Genomic DNA, 22,336 nt, shown 5'->3' with positions numbered 1-22,336 from the left:
TATTGGAGCATGTCCCTGTTTTAGTTGAAATTCATAGCGGTTACCCAAGATTAGTACTTGGATAAATAACAATCAAAGGAGTAACCACTATGAACTCAAAAAAAGTAAAAAAGACAAATGTTAAAGAGTCAAGACAAAAAGAATTCAATGAGATTTTATCTCTCTATGACTTCATTGCTCCGAGAAAAGAATTGAAGGAGCTTTACGAACAGGGAGTCAATGAATTTGTAAACGGTATAGCCCTGCTGGCGATCAAGGCAATGATAGATGCCGAAATAGAGAGCAAATGCGGCAAACCTTATGAGCGCTCGACATCCCACGCCTGTTATCGTCATGGCAAACAGAAGACTGGTTATGTTATTGTAAACGGACAAAAGATACAACTGGAAAAGCCGAGGATCGTAAAACGGGGAGGCTCGAAGAAAGAGGAGCCCCTTGAAATGTATAATAATTTTCAGAGAAATAGCATAATTGAGGCCAGTGTAATGGCGAAAATGCTGCATGGTGTATCTACCCGCAACTACAGAGCAGTCGCTGAAGCAATTCAGGATTCATATGGGATAGAAAAATCAAGCGTAAGCCGTCACTTTGTCAAGGCAAGCGCCCGGGCTCTCAAAGAGTTTGATGAGCGTCCAATTGACGGGTACTATCCTATAATTTTCATTGATGGATATGAAATTGGTGGGGACATGATGATTATTGCGTTGGGAGTCAATGAAAATGGCGTAAAAAAGGCCCTTTCGATGCGCCAGGGAGGAACAGAGAATGCCGGTATTATCAATTCCATGTTTGATGACATGGAAAACCGGGGATTGCAAAAGGAACGGCCTGTGCTGTTTGTGATTGACGGAGCGAAGGCCATTTATTCAGCCATAACAAAACGCTTCGATAATTGTTTTATTCAGCGATGCCGGGAGCATAAGAAACGCAACATCATAGATCATGCACCGGAAAAAATGAAAGTTGAAGTTGAACGCAGACTTAATGCGGCATATGCAGAACAAGACTATGAGAAAGCCCTTGCCCTGTTAAATTCATTTGCGAAATGGGCTGACAATATTAATCCTGACATGGGACGTAGTGTCCGCGAAGGCATGGAGGAAACTCTGACAGTTTTAAAACTTGGAGTTTCCCCCTATCTTTATAAGACAGTATACTCTACTAACCCGATAGAAAGCCTTAATAGCTCTCTTGAACGATTTGCTCACAGGGTTAAAAAATGGGGCAAGGGTGACATGAAGAAGAGATGGCTTGCTTCGGCAATACTGCAGAGTGAAGAGCGCATGCACCGTGTTAAAGGGTTCGTAGGGATAAGCTATCTTGTAAAGAACATGGAAAAAATACTTGAAGATCAAAAATTAAAAATTGACAGCAAGGCTGGTTAAAAGTATGAGATTTATACCGCTAAAGAATTTCCACTAACAGCGGGACAATTTCTTTATATTGCTCAAAAAACGAAATGGCAATAAAAATGCAGGCATCCCAATTAGGGGTAAACTTTGCCTGTGCAGCTATATAAAAAAATGAATACTAAATAAGATAAAACATTAATTCACAATAATGTACACATCATTCGCAAAAATGAGAGCAAATAAATAGCATAAGTTACCCATTGTTAGATAGGAGTTTGCAATTTTATTGCCCTTTCTATCTCCTGCGAATAGATGCCATTAAATAATACCTCCTCATTTTATTTAAGTATAGATTATGTTTAATGCTAAAAAAAAGTAGATTTTTTAATCAAACAAATAATACTTTATCAAAGGTTAAAAATTAATAAATACAATGTCAAGTTTTTTATATTATTATCCAGTTTGAGTTTAATGCATGATAGTCGTGGTGAATACTTAAAGCAGGATTATTTTGTTGAATAGTAAAATACATCCATGTATTTTACTGACTTTTTGATTAAGGGCGCATCACCTTCGCACAACAAAGCTTATGCGCTTCACTCCCTGGCGGTCGTTCGGGCTACGCCAAATCGCGGCTATAAGGCTGCCGCGACTTCGCATAAGCAAAACGTTGTGCGACATAGCAACAAAATTAGTATCGCCATCCGTGGCGATTAAAAGGCAAAAGCAAAAGAATTAAAGAAATAGAAATATATTTGTAATGTATAGCAACTTGATTTGTGTGAATGAAATTTAAAAAATGTGATTTACTTTTTTGAATCCAGGTAATATTTATAAATTCAGGAATTGTATTGAAAAGTTTTAAAAGCGTAAAAGGCATGAAGAGCTTGAAGTATTTAAAAGGCGTAAAAGATTTTAAAGAATTAAAAGCGTAAAAGACATGAAGAATTTGAAATGTTTAAAAGGCGTAAAGGCGTAAAAGAAGTAAAAGATTTAAAAAACAAAAAGACAAAGGCGACACATTTGAACTAAAAGGCATCGTGTCAGAAATTTGTTGCAAACTTTTCAGCGTCCATGCTTCAAAGTTTCTGAATGTATAGTAGTGTTGCTACGTCGCACAACACCGCTTATGTGCTCCACTCGCTGTCGCTCGTTCGGGCTACGCCACATCGCGGCAAAAGGCTGCCGCGACGTCACATAAGCAAACGTTAGATGAAAAACCGCGCCAGACTTTTGGTTGAAAAAATATAATATGGTTGATAAAATTATTTCTTAATCCCGCCCCCAAGACGCCCGCCGTCCGTGGCGGGCTAAAGAGAAGAAAAAGGAGTTCAGAAAATGAAAATCGAAAAAGTAATAATTCACAATATCAGATCGATTAAAGATGCGACTATAATATTAAATTCATTTTCTCTTCTTGTAGGTGAGAATAATGCCGGAAAAACAAATGTCATTACTGCTTTAAGACTTTTTTATGAAGAAAGCGGATTGAAATTTTCAAAGGAAAGAGATTTTCCAAAATTTACCACGGACGATAATGAATCATGGATCGATATTGAATATTCATTAACTGACGATGAAGCAACTACTTTAAAGGACGAGTATAAGATCACTCCAAACTCCTTTAAGGTTAGAAGGTTTTTTTTAACAGAAAACAAAGACTTGATTGGAAATATTTATGGTTATGAAAATAATACTTTATCCAGCACCAGTTTTTATGGCTGGAAAAATGTATCCTCAGCGAAATTGGGGACAGTAATCTATATACCTGAAATGAGCAAAACATCTGATAATATGAAATTGTCAGGCCCTTCTCCATTACGAGAAATAACAAATTTTGTATTTAAAAAGGCTGTATTAACCAGCACCGCTTACTCTGAGCTTGGAAAAGCTTTGGAGTCATTCAATGATGAATTTAAGCAGGAATCAACCACAGATGATTTTTCACTCAATGGCTTGGTAAATGATATCAATAATCAAATTTCAAATTGGGAAATATCATTCGGATTTAAAATAGGTTCATTGAAGCCGGAAGATATTGTAAAAAATCTTCTGAATCATTATATCACTGACAGTAATCTTGGTCATAATCAAGTAGATATTGATAACTTAGGACAAGGTCTTCAACGGCACATTATCTACACTTTAATCAGACTTGCTTCAAAATATGTTGATAAAAAGGAACCGAAGAAAAAAGAGTTTTCACCTGACTTTAATCTGATTCTTTTTGAAGAACCAGAAGCATTTCTGCACCCAACACAGCAGGAATTACTCAATTTAAGTTTGAAAGAGATTTCAATAGATAGTCAGGTACTTATAACTACGCATTCAACTACGTTTGTAAGTAAAAACATTTCTGACTTGCCATCCATAATTAAAATTGCTAAAAAAGCAGGTGTATCTGAAAACCGTCAATTAACAAAGATGCAAATTGATGAACTGGTAGCAGATAATACCGGTTTGTATTCCCATTTTTCAGCTTTGTTGATTGATGATAAAACATCACCAGAAATTAAAAAAGCAATAAAAGATCATAATCTTGGTCATTCAACACCGGATATGGATAGAAAACTTAAAGAGGAGGCCTTTCGTTATTCTCTATGGCTTGATTCCGAACGATCAAATTTGTTTTTCTCAAAGCATGTAATTTTATGCGAGGGTGCGACCGAAAAGGCTCTTTTTGACTATCTCCTGGATACAAAGTGGATTGATCTGAAAAAGCGGCAAATTTACATTTTTGATTCACTTGGAAAGTTCAATATTCATAAATTCATGAACCTTCTTGGAAGTCTTGGAATTCGTCATTCGGTTTTGTATGATGGAGATGCAGACAAAGCTTATCAGCAGATAGTGAATGACTATATTACACAAAAAATAACACCATTTACTATTAAAATTGACTCTTTTGATGTTGATTTAGAGAATTACCTGGGAGTTACATTGCCAAATAGAAATGACCAGAAACCCGTCAACGTTCTATTGGCATTAAATGAAGGTAAAATCACCGAAAGTAAGCTGTCTGAGCTTAAAACTAAATTTGAATCTTTAATACAGGAGTAACCCATGCCGACATTACAATTTAAAGGCAAGAATATAATTTGGAATCATCATCTTTCAATTCCTTACCATACCCTAGATGAAGTAGATAAGCTTAATTTTCATGAAGAGAAAAGTAATGGCAATCTCATTATCGAAGGCGACAACCTGCTGGCTTTAAAATCACTGCTTCCTCAATACGCAGGCAAAGTAAAATGTATATTTATCGACCCCCCGTACAATACCGGTAATGAACAATGGATATACAATGATAATGTAAATAATCCAATGTTAAAAGATTGGCTGGGTAAAGAAGTCGGTAAAGATGATTTAACTCGGCACGATAAATGGCTATGCATGATTGTCCCAAGATTAAAATTGTTAAGAGAATTGCTATCAGATGATGGCGCAATATTTATTACTATTGATGACAATGAACAACATTTTTTAAAACAAATAATGGATGAAATATTTGGTGATGAAAATTACTTAGGTACTATCATTTGGCAACACAGCGTTCAAGGTAAAGGGTACGAAGGAAAATTTTCTGTTCATCACAATTATATTATCTGTTATCAGAAGTATAATAATTTTACCCTTAACCTACTAGATAGGACTGATGAAGATAATACACATTACTCAAATCCAGATAACGACCCTAATGGTCTCTGGAGAAATGGTGATATTAGAAATGCTTTATATCGTCCAAATTTGATTTATGATATTAGTACTCCCTCAGGGAAAACGATTAATCCGCCAGAGAATGGTTGGCGTTTTTCTAAAGAAACAATGCAAGAAAAAATGAAACGAAAACAAGTTATATTTAATAAAGATGAAACCCGTTTAATATTTAAAATCTATCTTAAAGATCAAAAAGGTAGAGTTCCAGAAACTATTTGGTTTGCTAAAGACTCTGGTACAACACGCACAGCAAGTGAGTTATTAAAAGAACTATTCGATGGTAAATCACCTTTTGATACTCCTAAGCCAATAGAATTAATAAAGAAAATTATTACCTTAAGTTGTGATAATGGTTGCTTAATCCTCGATTCATTTGCAGGTTCCGGCACGACAATGCACGCTGTAATGGATTTGAATAAAGAAGACGAAGGCAACCGGAAATGTATTCTCATTCAAATGCCAGAAGCAACTGAATCAGATCCAACCAAAAATATCTGTAAAGATATAACTCGCGAACGGATAAAACGGGCAATTGATAAATATGGCTATGATACCGGTTTTAAATATCTTAAAGTCGGTATACCAATAGATGCAGAAACAATGCTTTCCGGAAATCTTCCAACTTACATGCAATTTGCCGATTATGTATATTACTTATGCACTGGTGAAAGCCTGAAAGACAAAAAAAGTATTGATGAGAAGAATTATTTTGTTGGAGAACACAGTAATAGTTTAATTTATCTCATCTACAAACAGAATTTTGATGAGCTGACCCGGATGGCGTTAAACCTCGTTGTTGCTGAAAAAATAATAGCAAATCATCCCAAAAAAAGAATCATTGTTTATGCTCCCGCTTGTTTCTTAGAAGAAGACTATATGAAAGAGAACAGCATTGAGTATGTTGGTATTCCTTATAATCTCTTTCAGAGATCGGAGGCTTAGCCGTGTTTCTGAAAAAATACCAGATTAAAGTTGTATCTGAGCTAAAAGCCTTTTATTCAAAAGCAAGGGAAACTAAGGATGCCTTTGATACTGCAAAAAAAGCATTACCTCCTGAAATGCGGCATACCTTGAACTGGGTACAAACCGCTTTTCAAAATACCGCAAAAGATTACAGAGACCGGCCTACAAATGGTTTTGGTGAATATTACCCCCGCTTTGTTATAAAAGTTCCGACAGGCGGAGGCAAAACGCTTCTTGCAGTAGAATCAATTCGGGAATATCAAAATATTTTTGCCCGTAAACGGACAGGACTTGTTTTGTGGATTGTTCCCAGCGAAACGATCTATTCACAAACAGTCGCAAAATTACGGGATAAGGCCAACCCATTACGTCAATTACTTGATCAGGCAAGCAGTAATAAAACACTCATTCTTGAAAAGGGACAAAGACTTGCGACTCACGATATTGAAGAAAACCTCGTAATACTTTTTGTTATGATTCAGTCAATCAGCCGACAGAATGGAAAGGAAGCATTAAAGGTATTTCAGGATTCAGGTGGTTTTGAAAGTTTTTTCCCGCCTGATAATCGTTTTGACCTTCATGCCGAACTGAAAAATAAATGCCCTAATCTTGATTTGCTTTCAGAAATAGGCCCCATTATTAATACCAGCCTTGGTAATGCTATTCGTTTATCGAAGCCGTTTATTATCATTGATGAGATGCATAAAGTTTTTTCTGAAATGGCGAGAAAAACCATTGATGGCTTAAATCCGGAAATGGTACTAGGACTGACCGCCACGCCGAAAACAGAAATGAATATTCTTGTCTCTATAACAGGTGTCGAGCTTAAAGATGAAGAAATGATAAAACTCGATATGCATATAATACCACCATCCGGGAAAAAGGAAGATGACTGGAAAACAATGCTTAAAGAGATTAAAGCTCATAGAGAAACTCTCGAAGCGAAAACAATCAAATACAAACAAACTTCCGGTGTCTATATTCGCCCGATTGCATTGATTCAAGTCGAAAGAACCGGTAAAGAACAGAGAGGCAAGGGCTTTGTTCACAGTATGGATGTTAAGGAATACTTACAGGAATTAGAAATCAACCCAGATGAAATAGCGATAAAATCAAGCTCACAAAATGACATTGAAGACGTTAATCTGTTTGCGCAAGATTGTAATGTCCGCTATATAATTACAAAGGAAGCCCTTCGTGAAGGGTGGGATTGTTCTTTCGCCTATATGCTTGGGATTATTCCAAATGTAAATTCGGACACTGGAATTACCCAGCTTGTTGGAAGAATTCTTCGTCAACCTTACGCACGTAAAACAGGTATTTCTGAACTTGATGAAAGTTATGTTTACTATTCAAAAGGAGACACCCGTTCCATCCTTGAAAAAGTAGATACCGGATTCAAGAATGAAGGTCTGGAAGACCTTGTCACTGGAATAAAAGTCGATAACAATAATTCTATCAATCAGACAAAACAGGTTAAAATTCGTAAGGATTATAAAAAGAGTTTTGAAAGCTCATTTTATCTTCCTGTTTGGGTAATGATAAACAAAGGTCAGAATAAACGCCGGTTCTCATATGAGCTTGATATAAAGCCTTTCATCAATTACGATTTGTTTTCTATTACTTCCGATTTCGTTAAAAGTCTTCAATCATCATTTAGTGAAGAGACAAAAGAACGGCGATCAATTGTCGTAACTCTTGATTCTCAAAGCAAAGTGCAATCAAAATATGAAATAACCGGAGTTAACGAAACAAAAGAAATCAATATAGATTATCTTACACGCCGTTACACAGAACTCGCAGAAAATCCGTTTTACGCCAGAAAATTGGCAGTATCACATATTGTGGAATTAACAAAATTAATCGGAAAAGAAGCATTAGAAGAGAATTTCGGTTATACATCTGCAATTTTATATAATCATTTGCTTGATTTTAAATTAAAATCAGAAGAATCTCTTTTTTTACAATATATTCAAGACAAGAAGATCGTTCTCGCAGTATCCAATGATACAAGTTTAGGCTTCAAAGTTCCCGATGTGGATACGATTGTGGTCAGTCGAATTCCAAATCCATATAAATACTACCTTTTTGAAGATGTTGACTTAACTTCAATGAATTCACTAGAGCAAAAAGTTGGAGATTTACTGGATAAGCAGGAAAAAATATTATGGTGGTACAGGAATAAAGTATCTAAAAACTGGTATTCAATTCAAGGCTGGCACGAACATAAAATCAGACCAGACTTTGTTGCCGCAAAGAAGAATGATGATGGTAAACTTGAACTTGTTTATATACTCGAAAGCAAGGGTGAGCATTTATTGGGTAACGCAGATACTACCTATAAAAAGAAGGTTCTGGACATCATGACTGAACAAAAGAGAATAAAGAAGATACAGCATTACGAGCAAATGGAACTTCCTTTTGGTCAGGTAAATGATAATGTTGAATTTTATCTTGTAGAACAAGGACAAGAGGAAACTGAAATTAAAAAATATTTCAAATGAAGACCGCCTCCGCACGTCCTGTGCTCCGGCGGAAGAGGGGGGCGGGATTAAGAAATGGCTCATTGTGAGAAAGGCGCGGTTCATCGTCTAACAGCGCATATATGCTGCGCCGGAGTACCGGCTTGGGCTTCGCCACATTTTGCCTTCGCGAGTACGCTACGGCAAAACGTCATATATCCGCGGAACGTTAGCGGGCATTTTTTTAAGATTTAATTCTCAGGAGGAAAAATATGGAAAAACTTTTTACAAAACTAATATTCTTGGTTTTCTTAAACTGTATCGGTATAGATAAACCGATAGTCTTCCTTTCCAGAATCATTGAAGGCCAATAAATTTAAAATTGATATACATAAGATCCTGGGTCTTGATGGAGGTCAGTCACTAAAACCCATGCATCTATTTCTGTTCTATATCGGAAGTCAAAATCAGCCTGTGAACTCTGATCTATATTTTGATGAAAGCAAAACGGTCAGTAGTCCATATATTTTGTCTAATGTCGAAGATGAAGAAGTGACACTTGATACTTTGACCTCAGTTGCATTTGGAGATTTTGAACCAGAAATGAGAAAGGTGCAAATGGCAAATTTGAAAAATATGCAAGACTATATCCAATCGAAAGAGTTTTCTGAAACAGTAAAAATTATTGGAAAGCCTCCAAACTATCAAGAAGGATGGACGTTAAACCAAATACAATCGTCCTATATAGATGAGATAAAGGTTGATGTTCCAAAAGCCAATGATGAGTTATTGATAATCTATAGAAGAATGGTTAACTTTCAGCTATTTAATATGCTCGATATGTACTATAAAGTAGAATTTGATAGTAATACAGTTGATGAAGCATTTCTTGGAAACTGTATTGTAGAACTTTGGGAATTACGGAAAAATATTATTGATGAAATAAAAAGGAGAGGTCTATGAAATATTTAAATATTCTACTAATAATCTTGTTGTCAAACAGTCACTTACATTCTGATTCACTTTCTCCATTGCCTTTACTTGACGAGATAAATAATGCTTTGTATAATAAGAAGGAAAAGGATTTTAAGAATGAACTTGGAAGAGGCATTATTGCAGTATTATACTCAAAGGGAGTTGTAAGAGATAAATTTTCTCAAAGATGTGGCTGTTCTTTAAAAGGTTCAAATCCTAATGATCCAAACAATGTACAACTTCCTGAATATGCACAATTTTCAGATGATGGGACAAATGTTCCTCTCACGGGAGATTCCAGTCTATTAAAAAAATCCCCAAATTTTTACAATAATATATTATTGGGTGATTCAATAACTGCATTGGGAACAGTAATATCATCTGTTGGTGGTGCTTCATATACATGGAATAAGGACTACGCACCTGGGTGGGGAATCGTAAATGGCGGAGTTGGAATGGCAACTTCACAAGACCTTTCAGAATGGTTGGATACCTGTGCCTCACAAAATACCCAATTATGGACACCTGCACCCGATCAGCTTTCATGTGAAAATAACCCTCGTGGTCGATTTTCTTGCAATCCTCCTCCAAACGCAGATAAATATTCAGGCTATGTCCAATTCCAAAATAGAAATGTTTTTGTGATGATAGGCGGAAATGATTTTAATGCTGGTTTATATAAAACCTTACTCGAAACATTTCCCGTCTTAGTTCCTTTTCGTCATAACCATGTCGCAAATCAATTGGATAGGATTATGACATATATAGAAAGACAGTCAGGAACAAGAAAAACATTAATTGGTTATATGCCTTTGCCTTCCTATTATCCCGGATCAGGGGAATCTCTTGTTTCTACTTTAGGACGACTTAACCTTTTCAATAGATATGAAGATTGGTTTGAAAAACTTCCCGATGGAACAACAATTGTTAAGGCGAATTATCTGGATATTCCTGGCGGAAGAACGATAGCAGCGACTGCTTCTTTATTAAACGATTATCTGCAAAAAGCGTTAAGGGGTCAGAATGTAACTTTGACTACAATTCTTGATTGCTTTAGTACAATGCAATTAAATGGAACTGGATTTTGCGATAAAATGCGTGGCGACAATTCTTGGGTTAGTCAAAGACTTATTGAATTGAATCTTGTTATGGCATCTATTGCAAATAGTCGCGGTGCAGGGATGCATACTTTATACTATACATTTGTAGACTATGATGCACTTTCTAAAGGCTACTGGTATGTTGGAAATAGAAATTTTTGGAACATGGAATTTGATGCAAGTAGTACTGAGGATTATTTTTATCAATTAATTCAAGCAAGAGCCAGTAATGACTCGATCCATCCCAATCATTTAGGCTATCAAGCTTATGGAGCTACACTTGATAGAATTTTAAAGCATGAAAAAGCAAATATCAAGCAAACTCCTTTTGCCTATAAGGATGGTTGTTTTATAGAACCCAATGACCCTGGTCCTTATGAAGAATGTATGACTAAAACATACCATGAATGGGTAAATGGGAAATGTATTGATAATACCCCTAAACCACCTCCGCCAGTTGTCGTGCAAAACCCAAATGCTCCCAATAATGAGAGACCGGCGGAAGTGCCACCACCTGCACCTACTTATGAGCCACCTCCAAGACCAGCTGTTGATGATAATACTTTACTTCTGCTTGCCGCTTGTTTTTTCTTTGGAGCGTGTCGTTTATGAAAAATTTAATTATTCTATTAATTATAGCTTTCAACCTTGGTTGCAGCAATCTTCCTCCTTTTCAAGAAAAAGAGAAGAAGGAGAAAGAAAAAGAAAAAACTAATAGTTGCTTGATTTTAATTCTTTTTTATATGAATTGTATAAACTCACAACCTAATAGTCTTACTGATAGGCAAAAAGACAGTAATTGCGGAGGTTCTCAAAACACTGTCTCTGGCCCATGTGTAAACACTTCATTCTAGGGAAAATATATGAAAATATTTAATTTTTTAACTGAGAGACGAAAAAGAATAAAGATACCAACCAGTATAATGATTTTGTCTTTGTTTTTATTTGTATTGCCACTAATCAATATCTCTTACATGGGCTTGAGTAACAATATACCTTTTAAAGACTTTCATAAAATACCATCAAAACTTTCAGTATTTACTAATATTATGTTGTTTGCTCCTATCCTGATTGCTATAATGCTATTCTTAGGTAAGAAAAGAGGATGGTATTTATTTTTAACTTATTCAAGTATCCTAATTTTCCAGAATATTTACTCGTTAGTTGTTCTTCCTAGTATTCAAAATTCAGGAATATTATTCAGGACAATAGTCTGGTTATCATTAGTTATCTACTTCTGCAAAAAAGATATATCCGCTCCTTATTTAAAAATGTATCCAAGAGGTTGGCGAGGAGAAAAGAGAACCCCCTTGAATTATGAGTAAAAATAAAAGGAATCGATTACGTAACAGCAGATGCAAGTCTAAGTGGAATTTTTGTCTTTTTTCCTGAATGCCCCTTCCAGCTAACAGAAGAAATTGAAGTGGAAATATATTTTGAAGAGAAATCTTATAATTTCTCTACTGGAGTTGTAAGAATAGATAACAATGGTATCGGTCTTGCTTTTAGGAATTTAAATAAAGATAAGATAGAATTATTAAAAAAAATTATTGAAAATAGTTAAAAAAACGCCCTATAATAGCGTGTGAGCTTCAACCAGCCCGAACTGAAGGGCTGGTTTCGGGCTTCGCCAAATTTTTCTTCGGTCATGGTTCTTGCAGAGAAGAAGCAAGAACCATGCCCTCGAAAAACTTCTCACACGCTTGAACGTTAGCGGTCATTGTAGAAAAACGCACCCCTAAAAATGACTGAATAAAAAAGATAAGTAAATTCTAAACCTAAAAATGTAAAAAATGAACGACATACTTAATACATACAAACCTGACAACTTTCATACAGTTACTCCATATCTTTTTGTTGACAAACCACAACTCTTAATTGACTTTCTGAAAAATGCCTTTTTTGCGAAAGAAATTAACCGTTCTGTAAACCCAACCAATGGAGATATAGCAAACTGTATTCTGCAAATAGGCGACACTTGCTTTATGATTAGTCAAGCCAGAGAACAATTTGAAGGAATGAGAACAGCACTTTATCTTTTCGTTGACGATGTAGAAGCTGTTCATCAAAGAGCCGTTGACAATGGAGCGAAAATTGAATTTGAACCAGCAGATATGCCATACGAAGACAGACAATCGGGTATAATTGACCCTTGTGGAAATTATTGGTGGATTTCAAAACGACAAGTAAAAAAGGGTTATCACGAATAAAAAAATACACGAAAACAACAACGAACCGCTAACATGGTATTTATTAAAGGCGGGCTGAACGTCATAATTTCAGCGACAGTAATTCTATTAAGCGGTAGTGCAAAGCTTAACTTTTGTACATCTAATCCCGCCCTTCATAAATACCAGAACCGTTGTCCGACATTTTAGCCTCAGCCTTGAACCGAAAGAGGATTGACGCTTGGGACTTTATTTGTGTAGGTTTCCTCGACATCGTGTCTCGGAAAGACTCTATTTTTTTCAAATAGGAGATTCTTTTTTGTGGAAATTCAAGATGTATAAAAATATTATGTCTAATTGAGAATAAACTCCTAAACTTCAAAGGATTTCCGACAATTTTACTATGGCAAATGAAAAAAAAACGGAAGATATTGTTAGGGAACACTTCAAAAGAGACCCACTTTTTAGTGTAATTAAACTTGAAGAGCAGAAATCCTCTAACCGTAGGGTAAATGAATTATTACAACAGTCATCTAAATCTGGTTCTGGGATAGGAAGACCTGAATTTGTAATTACTTTTCCCGCTGGTAATATGGATTATCTCATTGTCATTGAATGTAAAGCAATGACATCATCTCATAAGAGCAAAAAGCTTGACAACCCTAAAGACTTTGCTGTTGACGGAGTTTTGCATTACGCTAAAAATTTATCCAAGAATTTTGATGTAATTGCTATCGCAGTAAGTGGAGAGACTAAGAGTGAACTAATAGTTTCTCATTTTATATTTAAAAAGGGTGCTAAATCCTATTCTGAAAGCAAAGAAGATAAAAATCTTCTTTCAGTAAATGATTATCTTAAACTGTTTAAGAACGAACAGTTTTCTGAAAATTTAAAAAACGTTGATATCGTTCAAAAAGCCATTTATCTTAATGAGTTATATCAGTCTTATTCCGTGACTGAAATCAAAAGATGTACTATGGTAAGTGCCATACTACTTTCATTGTTAGATAATCCATTTAAAAGTGGTTATAAAGAGCATACGACATCTAAGAATTTAGTAAAAGCCATGCTGAATGCTATAGAAAATGTCTTATCATCAAATTCAGTAAAAAGCAAAGATTCGATGATTGGTGAATACAGTACAATATTAAATGAACCAATTTTCAATTCTGATGAAATAAAACATAAGAATAGAAAAGAAAGAGAAAAATCCATAGAAGTAAATAAGGAAATTATATCCTACCTTCATGATAATGTATTTCCATTAATAGATATGGAACAATCTGGATTTGATGTACTTGGTCGTTTTTATACTGAGTTTATACGATATGCAGGAAGTGAGCAGAGCCAAGGACTAGTACTTACTCCTTTTCACATCACGGATTTTTTTTGTGACCTAGCAAAGATAAATAAAAATAGTATAATCTATGATCCAGTTTGTGGAACAGGTGGTTTTTTAATCGCTGGAATGAAAAGAATGTTAAGCCTAGCTGGAAATAATAGCACAAAAAAGGCTGAGATTAAAGCTAATCAGCTTATAGGAGTCGAATTAAGACCGTCTATGTTTACTTATGCTTGTTCAAATATGATGATGAGAGGAGATGGAAAATCAAATATTTATAATGGAGATTGCTTTGCATTTGAAAATATAATTATAAAAAATCATAAGCCTGATGTCGCATTTTTAAACCCTCCTTATGATGTAGGTACTGATGGTCAGATGCGTTTTATTGAACATGCATTAAATGTAGTATCTTCTCAAAATGGTGTTGTTGTAGCAATTGTTCAAATGAGTTGTGCCATAAAAAATGAGAAAGAACTAATAGCTACTAAAAGACGTATATTAGAAAAGCACAGATTAATAGCAGTATTATCTATGCCTGACGACTTGTTCTATCCTGTCGGAGTCGTTACAGCAATAATGATATTTAAAGCAAATGAAAAAAATGAAGGTAAAAAAACATGGTTTGGATATTTTAAAAATGATGGTTTTGAAAAACGAAAACATAGAGGACGAATAGATGCTAGAAATAAGTGGAACTCTATTAAAGAAAAATGGCTATCTGCATATAATAGTTTCGATGAAATACCAGGATTATCTATCAAGCAAGAGGTTATTGCTGAAAATGAATGGTGTGCAGAAGCCTATATGGAGACAGACTACTCTGTAATATCAGAGAAAGATTTCGAGAGTAAAGTAAATGAGTTTATTGCTTTTAAATTTTTAAATAAAGTAGGCACTTAATGATAGTTATAAGCGAGCTCTTTGATATAAAATATGGTAATCAGTTTGATTTTTCTAAAATGGATGTTTCAATAAATCAAGAAGAAGGAATAAATTTTATTAGTCGTAGTTCTCAGAACAATGGGTTTATGGCGAAGGTAGAACGGTTTAATGAGATTGATCCTTTTGAACCAGGTCTTATTACCGTAACTATGGGTGGAAGTTATCTATTATCTTCTTTTGTTCAACCTGAACATTTTTATACAGCTCAAAACATAAAAGTATTAAGAGCAAAAATAGAAATGAGTATTGAAGAAAAATTATTTTATTGTGTTGCTATAGAAAATAATAGATTTAGATATCATTCTCACTCAAGAGAAGCAAATTCTACTTTTGATAATTTACTAGTTCCTGACTTAAAAGAGATACCAAAATTTATAAAAAAATATGCGGCATCTATACCCTTTAAAAAAGAACCTTTAAACAAAAAAAATATTAAGTTAAATATTGAAGATTGGAAGGAATTTGAATTATCATATATTTTTGATATTTATTCGAGTAAAGATGAAAATTTAACCGATAGCATTGAAGTTGGTAATGTACCATATATTTCTTCAACACAATCAAATAATGGTATAGCATCTTTTATTAGTAATGAAGCAACAAATGAAAATAATTGCTTAACCGTTGCGAGAAACGGTTCTGTCGGTTCTACTTTTTATCAACCACTAGACTTCTGTGCATCACCAGACGATATAAGAATTTTTAAACCGAAATTTGTCTTTAATAAATTTATTGGTTTATTCCTCTCGGTGTTAATTGAAAAGGAAAAATACAGATATGCATATGGAAGAAAATTTGGAACTACTCGAATGAAAAAGACAATCATCAAATTACCTGTTGATAAAAAAGGAAATCCTAATTGGAGTTTTATGGAAGAATACATAAAATCTTTACCTTATTCCAGTTGTATATAAATATTTACTAATACACTCGACATCGTGTCGAGGCTATTCATAGTAAACCAGCGTCAATAGGAGTTATCGTTATACGGAGGCTAAAACGATCGGACAACAAAGAGTGAGTCACGCGCCACCGAGAGAAGATTCGGTGGCTTGGTTTCACCACATTTCAAATCTGTCATGAACTTTGCAAACAAAAGCAAAGTTCACGCCAGCTTTGAAACGTCAGCTACTCTTGAACGTTGGCAGCAATGGTAACGGACGACACTACCAAGACCAAACGGACAGAAAAAACGAGCAGACAATGACACAAGACAAAGATTTAATTTTGCCCAACACACATTTTTTTGTTTTTCTGCCACCGCACAAGTGGCACATTTGGTTTTGCCCGACACACAACGCCAACGCTTCGCAAAACCAAAAGAGCCACTTTTTTCCAACGCTTTGAATACAGCGTTTCAGAATTTTACTAACTTTGCCACCAAATGAAGTTTTTTGCATACATATTCAGCATTTACATTTTGGCATTATCAGTAATGCCTTGTAGTGATGCGTCTAATGATTGCAGAAGTAAAACCGAAGTTGCAGAACGTGCAGATGCTCACAGCCACAAGAGCGACCATAACGATACTTGCAGTCCGTTTTGTACTTGTACTTGTTGTGGTACAACGGCAAGTACAAATCTCGGAGTTTATAAACTTTGTATAAAGAAAACCCCTGTAAGTTCAAAAATCACATTCCCAAGACGTGATTTTGTATTAGTTTCCAATTTCTACGGAAACATTTGGCAACCGCCAAAGATTAATGCCTAATACTATCGGCTAATGTACTATTGGTGCAAGCATAACGCTATGCGTTAATCGCTGTGTATCGTCATTTTGTGCATTAACTGTTCTTTCTGTGCCATACAGAAAGAGTTCAAATCCATTCGTATTAATCATTAATCAAATGAATTGTGTTAGACAGTATCATAAAATTTAGCATAAAGAACAAGTTGGTCATTGGTGTTATGACCTTGTTACTTATCATTTGGGGAAGCTGGAGCGTTACCCGCTTACCCATTGATGCCGTACCGGATATTACCAACAATCAGGTACAAATAATTACACTTTGCCCCACGTTAGCAGGGCAGGAAGTGGAACAGTTGGTTACATTCCCCATTGAACAGAGCATTGCCAATCTTCCTGATTTGGAAGAAACCCGAAGCATTTCAAGGTTCGGGCTTTCGGTTATTACCGTTGTTTTTCACGAGGACATCAACATCTATTTTGCACGGCAGCTTGTCAATGAAAAGTTGAAAGAAGCGGAAGAAAAGATACCTAAAGGCATTGGTACACCCGAATTAGCACCTGTCAGTACAGGCTTAGGCGAAGTGTACCAATATATCATACACCCCAAAAAGGGAAGCGAAAGTAAATACAATGCCAAAGACTTGCGCACAATGCAGGATTGGATTGTTGCCCGACAGCTAAACGGAACAAAAGGCATAGCCGAAGTAAACAGTTTTGGTGGCGAACTGAAACAATATGAAGTAGCCGTAAATCCCAACCGCTTAAAGGCAATGGGTGTAAGTGTTACCGATATTTTCAATGCTCTTGAAAAGAACAACCAAAATACAGGCGGTGCATACATTGATAAGAAACCAAATGCTTACTTTATTCGAGGTATTGGTTTGGTTACATCATTGGAAGATGTAAAAAACATAGCTGTAAAAAACACAAACGGCAGTATTCCCATTTTTATAAAAGACGTTGCGGATGTTCGTTTTGGCAATGCAGTCCGTTATGGAGCATTAACCTACAACGGCGAAGTTGATGCCGTTGGCGGTGTGGTAATGATGCTTAAAGGCGAGAACAGTAACGAAGTTGTAAAACGCATCAAAGAAAAATTGCCAGTCATTCAGCAGTCTTTGCCTGATGATGTTGTTATAGAACCCTACTTAGACCGAACCGATTTGGTAGGCAGGGCAATCAGCACCGTAGAAAAGAATTTGATTGAGGGAGCGTTGATTGTAATTTTTGTTTTGGTACTGTTTCTTGGAAACCTAAGAGCAGGGTTAATTGTAGCTTCTGCCATTCCGTTATCAATGCTGTTTGCATTGGGAATGATGAATATTTTCGGAGTAAGTGCCAACCTGATGAGCTTGGGAGCAATTGACTTCGGGCTGATTGTGGACGGTGCGGTTATCATAGTAGAAGCCACTGTACACCATTTGGGTTTGCGAAAATCAATGAACCGATTGACACAATCGGAAATGGACGATGAAGTATTTCTTTCCGCTTCCAAAATCAGGAACAGTGCAGCGTTTGGAGAAATCATTATTTTAATCGTGTACATTCCTATTCTCACATTGGTAGGCGTTGAGGGCAAAATGTTTACACCAATGGCTAAAACAGTAGGATTTGCCATTTTGGGAGCATTGATTTTGTCGCTTACTTATATACCAATGATGTGTGCTTTGTTTTTGTCAAAAAAAGTTTCACACAAAGAAACCATTTCAGACAAGATGATGAACTACCTGCAAAGCATTTACCAACCGCTTTTGCAGAAAGCCGTAAAAATAAAATATTGGATTGTTGCTTCGACCGCTCTACTCTTTGCCTTTTCCCTTTTGCTCTTTAAAAATTTAGGTGGCGAATTTATACCACAATTACAAGAGGGCGATTTTGCGTTTCATTGCATATTGCCACAAGGCAGTTCGTTGAGCCAAAGTATTGAAACTTCAATGCAGGCATCAAGGATTATCAAACAGTTTGATGAAGTAAAAATGGTGGTTGGCAAAACAGGTGCAGCAGAAGTGCCGACAGACCCAATGCCACCCGAAGCCACAGACTTAATGGTCATTTTGAAACCGCAGGATGAATGGAAAACAAAAAAGAGCTATACAGAATTAGGCGATGAAATAAATGAAGCATTGGAAGTAATTCCGGGCGTATTCTTTGAAAAAAACCAACCAATACAAATGCGTTTCAACGAATTGATGACTGGTATCAGGCAAGATGTAGCGGTTAAGATTTTCGGGGAAAATTTGGATAGCCTTTCCATTTATGCCAACAAAGTGAGCAAAGTCATTCAAAGCGTAAATGGAGCAACTTCGCCACAAGTAGAACGGGTAAGCGGATTGCCACAAATCAATGTGGAATACGACAGAACACGCCTTGCCAATTACGGCATCAATGTAGAAGATGTAAACAATGTGGTAAGTACGGCTTTCGCAGGTAAGACCACAGGACAGGTGTTTGAAAATGAAAGGCGTTTTGATTTAGTGGTACGATTAGACAGCACATACAGAACTGACATAGATGATGTAAGTAATTTGATGATACCTACCAACACAGGCAATCAGATACCATTATCACAAGTAGCTAATATCAGCTACAAGTTGGGACCAGCACAAATCAGCCGGGAAGCAAGCAAAAGAAGAATTGTTATCGGCTTCAACGTATCGGGCAGAGATGTACAAAGCGTGGTTGAAGATATTCAGCAGAAATTAAGTGAACAAATAAAACTGCCCACAGGCTATTACTTTACTTATGGCGGACAGTTTGAGAATTTGCAGAAAGCGAGCAAACGCCTGATGATAGCTGTACCAATTTCGCTATTCCTTATTTTTTCATTGCTATACTTTACGTTCCGTTCGGTCAAACAGGCAAGCCTGATTTTTACGGCAATCCCAATGAGTGCCATAGGTGGTGTATTTGCATTAATGCTACGTGGAATGCCTTTCAGTATTAGCGCAGGAATTGGCTTCATTGCATTGTTTGGAGTGGCGGTGCTGAACGGTATAGTATTGATTGGAACTTTCAACCAATTAGAGAAAGACGGAGTAAAAGATATTCTGAAGCGGGTATATGACGGCACAAAAGAAAGGTTGCGACCTGTACTAATGACGGCAACCGTAGCAAGTTTGGGCTTTTTGCCTATGGCATTAAGCACAGGTGCAGGAGCAGAAGTACAAAAACCATTGGCAACCGTTGTAATTGGCGGATTGATTACGGCTACTTTCCTTACGCTGTTTGTATTGCCCTTGCTTTACATCATTTTCAATTCAAAAATCAACATTAAGAGAAAAGGAAAAATGAAATCAGTTACAACCATACTGGTATTTTTGATTTCGGGATTAGGTTACAATGCCAATGCCCAAACCAAGAAAATCATTAGTGTAGATGAAGCCATAAATATTGCGGTGCAGAACAATGGCAACATCAAAGCAAAAGATTGGGAAATCAAATCGGCACAAAGCCTTAAAAGAACGGCAGGCGAACTGCCGAAATTAGATTTTAATGCACAGTTGGGACAATACAACAGTATAAAGTTTGACCAATCTTTTCAAGTAGCACAAACGATACCGTTTCCGACTTTGTTCGGTGCTAAAAAACAACTGATAAATGCCGAAGTAAAAGGCAAAGAATTACAAAGTGAAATAACCGTATTGGAGTTAAAAAATCAAGTGCGTACTTATTTCTATCAAATTCAGTATTTGCAGAATAATCAAAAGCAGTTGTTGTATTTGGATAGTTTGTACAATGATTTTATCAAAGTGGCAGAACTGCGTTACAAAACAGGCGACACCAAAAAAGTAGAAATCAGTACAGCACAAGCCAAGCAAGGCGAAATCAATTTATTGCTGAAACAAAATGGAGTTTATCTCAATAATGCTTATCAAAATTTACAGGCATTGATGAATACAAAAGAACCGTTTGAAGTTGCCAATGATACAGATTTTAAGCCTTTGCAGGTAAGCACTTTGTTAGACAGCACAGCCATTGCAAACCACCCGACAATTAAGGCGTTGTATCAAGATATAATCATTGCAGAACAAACAAAAAAGGTAGAGAAAGCACAGGGTTTGCCCGATTTTACGATTGGTTACACTAATCAGTCTTTAATAGGTTTTCAAACTATAAACGGACAGGAGCAGTATTTTAATTCGGGCAATCGGTTCAGTTATGTAAGCGTTGGTGTTTCTATTCCTTTGACTTTCGGAGCTACAAAAGCAAGGATAAAATCTTTGGACTATCAAAAACAAGCCATTGAAGCCAACACCAAGCAACAGCAAATTTTGTTGGAAACACAGTTTCAAAATGCCATACAGCAGTATCAGCAGGATTTGCAGGAGTTCAATTACTATCAGCAACAAGCCTTGCCTAATGCAAACGATATTGTTTCATCGGCTCAATTAGGTTATCGCACAGGCGATATAAGCTATGTGGAGTATTTGTATGCTTTGCAAACGGCAACAGACATTCAGTTGAATTACCTAAAAAGTATTCAGCAGGTCAATCAATCGGTCATCAATATTTATTCAATAATCAATCAATAATTCGGTATGAAATTCAATATAAAAAATTCAATCGTTTTTCCTTTGGCACTATGCACTTTGCTTGTGATAAGCAGTTGCGGTAGCAAAGACAATCATTCGCATAATGACGAAAATACAAAAGAAACAGGTACTTCTGACGGACACAACCACGAAGAAGAAACGCCAACCATTGCCACGCTTACACAAGAGCAGATAAAAGCCGTTGGCATCACGTTGGGCAAAGTAGAAAACAAGGAACTCACAGCCACTATAAAGGCAAATGGTATGCTTAAAGTTCCAAACAACAACAAAGCAAATGCCACTTCTTTGTATGGTGGAGTTATCAAAACGCTGAATGTGCAAATTGGCGATTATGTAAAGAAAGGACAGGTAATTGCTACGATTGCCAATCCGCAGTTTATACAGTTGCAGGAAGAATATGGTCTTGCCCCCTAAAACTGGAATACAAAAAAAGGGGATAAAGGAGACTTGATAATATGATAAGAAGAAATAACTATGGCAAAGAATTTAAGGAAAAAATAGGTAATGGAAATTTTGTCCGGCAGAGTTCCGTTTCGCGCAAGCTCAAAGGGAAAGGTAAATCCTCAAACAATCCGAAATTGAGAAATGAGATAGATACAGGAAAGTTTGAACAAAATAATCAAACCGAATTTGCTTTAAGGAAACGAGTCGCAGAATTGAAGCACTTGCCAACCTTGCGTTAGATAATCACATTTTAAAAAAGCCCAAAATATCTGCAAGACTGGAAGCAAAAGAGAAATTATCAGGAAGTATCCTGCACCAGAATTTGAATTGTAAAGCCGTAAAGCTTGGAGATCAGTATCTCTTCCTTTATTACCAATCGGATGCAAAGATTAAAAGAAAAACAGGAGGATAAGCAACTAATAGAAAAGATTGAAGCATATCTGGATTTAATGCCTCAATCAGGTTACAGGTCTGCTCACTTATTTTCTGAGAAATGATATGAAAAATCAATCATAAGGAGAGTTTACAGGATCATGCATGAAAACCTTTAAAATGCAGTCCGAAGAGGGCTTATCATCATGCGACCACGGATTCAAAACATAACCTGAAAAAATATCCAAATCTT

Annotated in this window: 15 protein-coding genes; all 15 read left to right on the top strand. The window is 36.1% G+C overall.

All coding sequences use genetic code 11. The features are described from left to right. Positions 1-89 precede the first annotated feature (89 nt). The 15 genes from HS129_06005 (at position 90) to HS129_05935 (ending at position 22,208) form a co-directional block, all read left to right on the top strand. Entirely contained in the window at positions 90-1,385 is a 1,296-nt protein-coding gene (locus HS129_06005; protein MBE7411605.1) for an IS256 family transposase, read from the top strand. 1,305 nt (positions 1,386-2,690) lie between these two features. Then, a complete protein-coding gene (locus HS129_06000) occupies positions 2,691-4,412 on the top strand; it encodes an AAA family ATPase (protein MBE7411604.1) in 1,722 nt (573 codons plus the stop codon). 3 nt (positions 4,413-4,415) lie between these two features. Continuing rightward, positions 4,416-6,011, top strand: a complete 1,596-nt coding sequence (locus HS129_05995; GenBank protein ID MBE7411603.1) for a site-specific DNA-methyltransferase — start codon at positions 4,416-4,418, stop codon at positions 6,009-6,011. Between the two features lie 2 nt (positions 6,012-6,013). Next, complete coding sequence (locus tag HS129_05990; GenBank protein MBE7411602.1) at positions 6,014-8,536, top strand: DEAD/DEAH box helicase family protein; 2,523 nt, start codon at positions 6,014-6,016, stop codon at positions 8,534-8,536. A 432-nt stretch (positions 8,537-8,968) separates the two neighbouring features. Then, a complete protein-coding gene (locus tag HS129_05985; GenBank protein ID MBE7411601.1) occupies positions 8,969-9,457 on the top strand; it encodes a hypothetical protein in 489 nt (162 codons plus the stop codon). Further along, entirely contained in the window at positions 9,454-11,181 is a 1,728-nt protein-coding gene (locus tag HS129_05980; protein ID MBE7411600.1) for a hypothetical protein, read from the top strand. Before HS129_05985 ends, HS129_05980 begins: the two co-directional genes overlap by 4 nt. Before the next feature lie 251 nt (positions 11,182-11,432). Then, positions 11,433-11,894 carry a hypothetical protein gene (locus tag HS129_05975; protein MBE7411599.1) on the top strand — a complete coding sequence of 154 codons (462 nt, stop codon included), beginning with the start codon at positions 11,433-11,435 and terminating at the stop codon, positions 11,892-11,894. A gap of 2 nt (positions 11,895-11,896) precedes the next feature. Beyond that, the gene (locus HS129_05970) at positions 11,897-12,133 is read left to right on the top strand and encodes a PilZ domain-containing protein (GenBank protein ID MBE7411598.1); all 237 of its coding nucleotides are present in this window, start codon (positions 11,897-11,899) and stop codon (positions 12,131-12,133) included. A 229-nt stretch (positions 12,134-12,362) separates the two neighbouring features. Then, positions 12,363-12,779, top strand: a complete 417-nt coding sequence (locus HS129_05965; GenBank protein ID MBE7411597.1) for a VOC family protein — start codon at positions 12,363-12,365, stop codon at positions 12,777-12,779. A 361-nt stretch (positions 12,780-13,140) separates the two neighbouring features. Further along, a complete protein-coding gene (locus tag HS129_05960; GenBank protein ID MBE7411596.1) occupies positions 13,141-14,982 on the top strand; it encodes an N-6 DNA methylase in 1,842 nt (613 codons plus the stop codon). Further along, a complete protein-coding gene (locus tag HS129_05955) occupies positions 14,982-15,938 on the top strand; it encodes a restriction endonuclease subunit S (protein MBE7411595.1) in 957 nt (318 codons plus the stop codon). Before HS129_05960 ends, HS129_05955 begins: the two co-directional genes overlap by 1 nt. Positions 15,939-16,878: 940 nt before the next feature. Further along, positions 16,879-21,246, top strand: a complete 4,368-nt coding sequence (locus HS129_05950; GenBank protein MBE7411594.1) for a CusA/CzcA family heavy metal efflux RND transporter — start codon at positions 16,879-16,881, stop codon at positions 21,244-21,246. A 6-nt stretch (positions 21,247-21,252) separates the two neighbouring features. Next, the gene (locus tag HS129_05945; GenBank protein ID MBE7411593.1) at positions 21,253-21,681 is read left to right on the top strand and encodes an efflux RND transporter periplasmic adaptor subunit; all 429 of its coding nucleotides are present in this window, start codon (positions 21,253-21,255) and stop codon (positions 21,679-21,681) included. A 41-nt stretch (positions 21,682-21,722) separates the two neighbouring features. Beyond that, positions 21,723-21,950 carry a hypothetical protein gene (locus HS129_05940; protein ID MBE7411592.1) on the top strand — a complete coding sequence of 76 codons (228 nt, stop codon included), beginning with the start codon at positions 21,723-21,725 and terminating at the stop codon, positions 21,948-21,950. A gap of 105 nt (positions 21,951-22,055) precedes the next feature. Next, entirely contained in the window at positions 22,056-22,208 is a 153-nt protein-coding gene (locus HS129_05935; protein ID MBE7411591.1) for a hypothetical protein, read from the top strand. Positions 22,209-22,336: the final 128 nt, after the last annotated feature.

Source organism: Leptospiraceae bacterium (genome assembly GCA_015075105.1).
In the GTDB taxonomy this organism is placed as follows: Bacteria; Spirochaetota; Leptospiria; order Leptospirales; family Leptospiraceae; genus JABWCC01.
The sequence above is the reverse complement of the archived record's forward strand: the minus strand, read 5'-3'. Positions and strand labels throughout refer to the sequence as shown.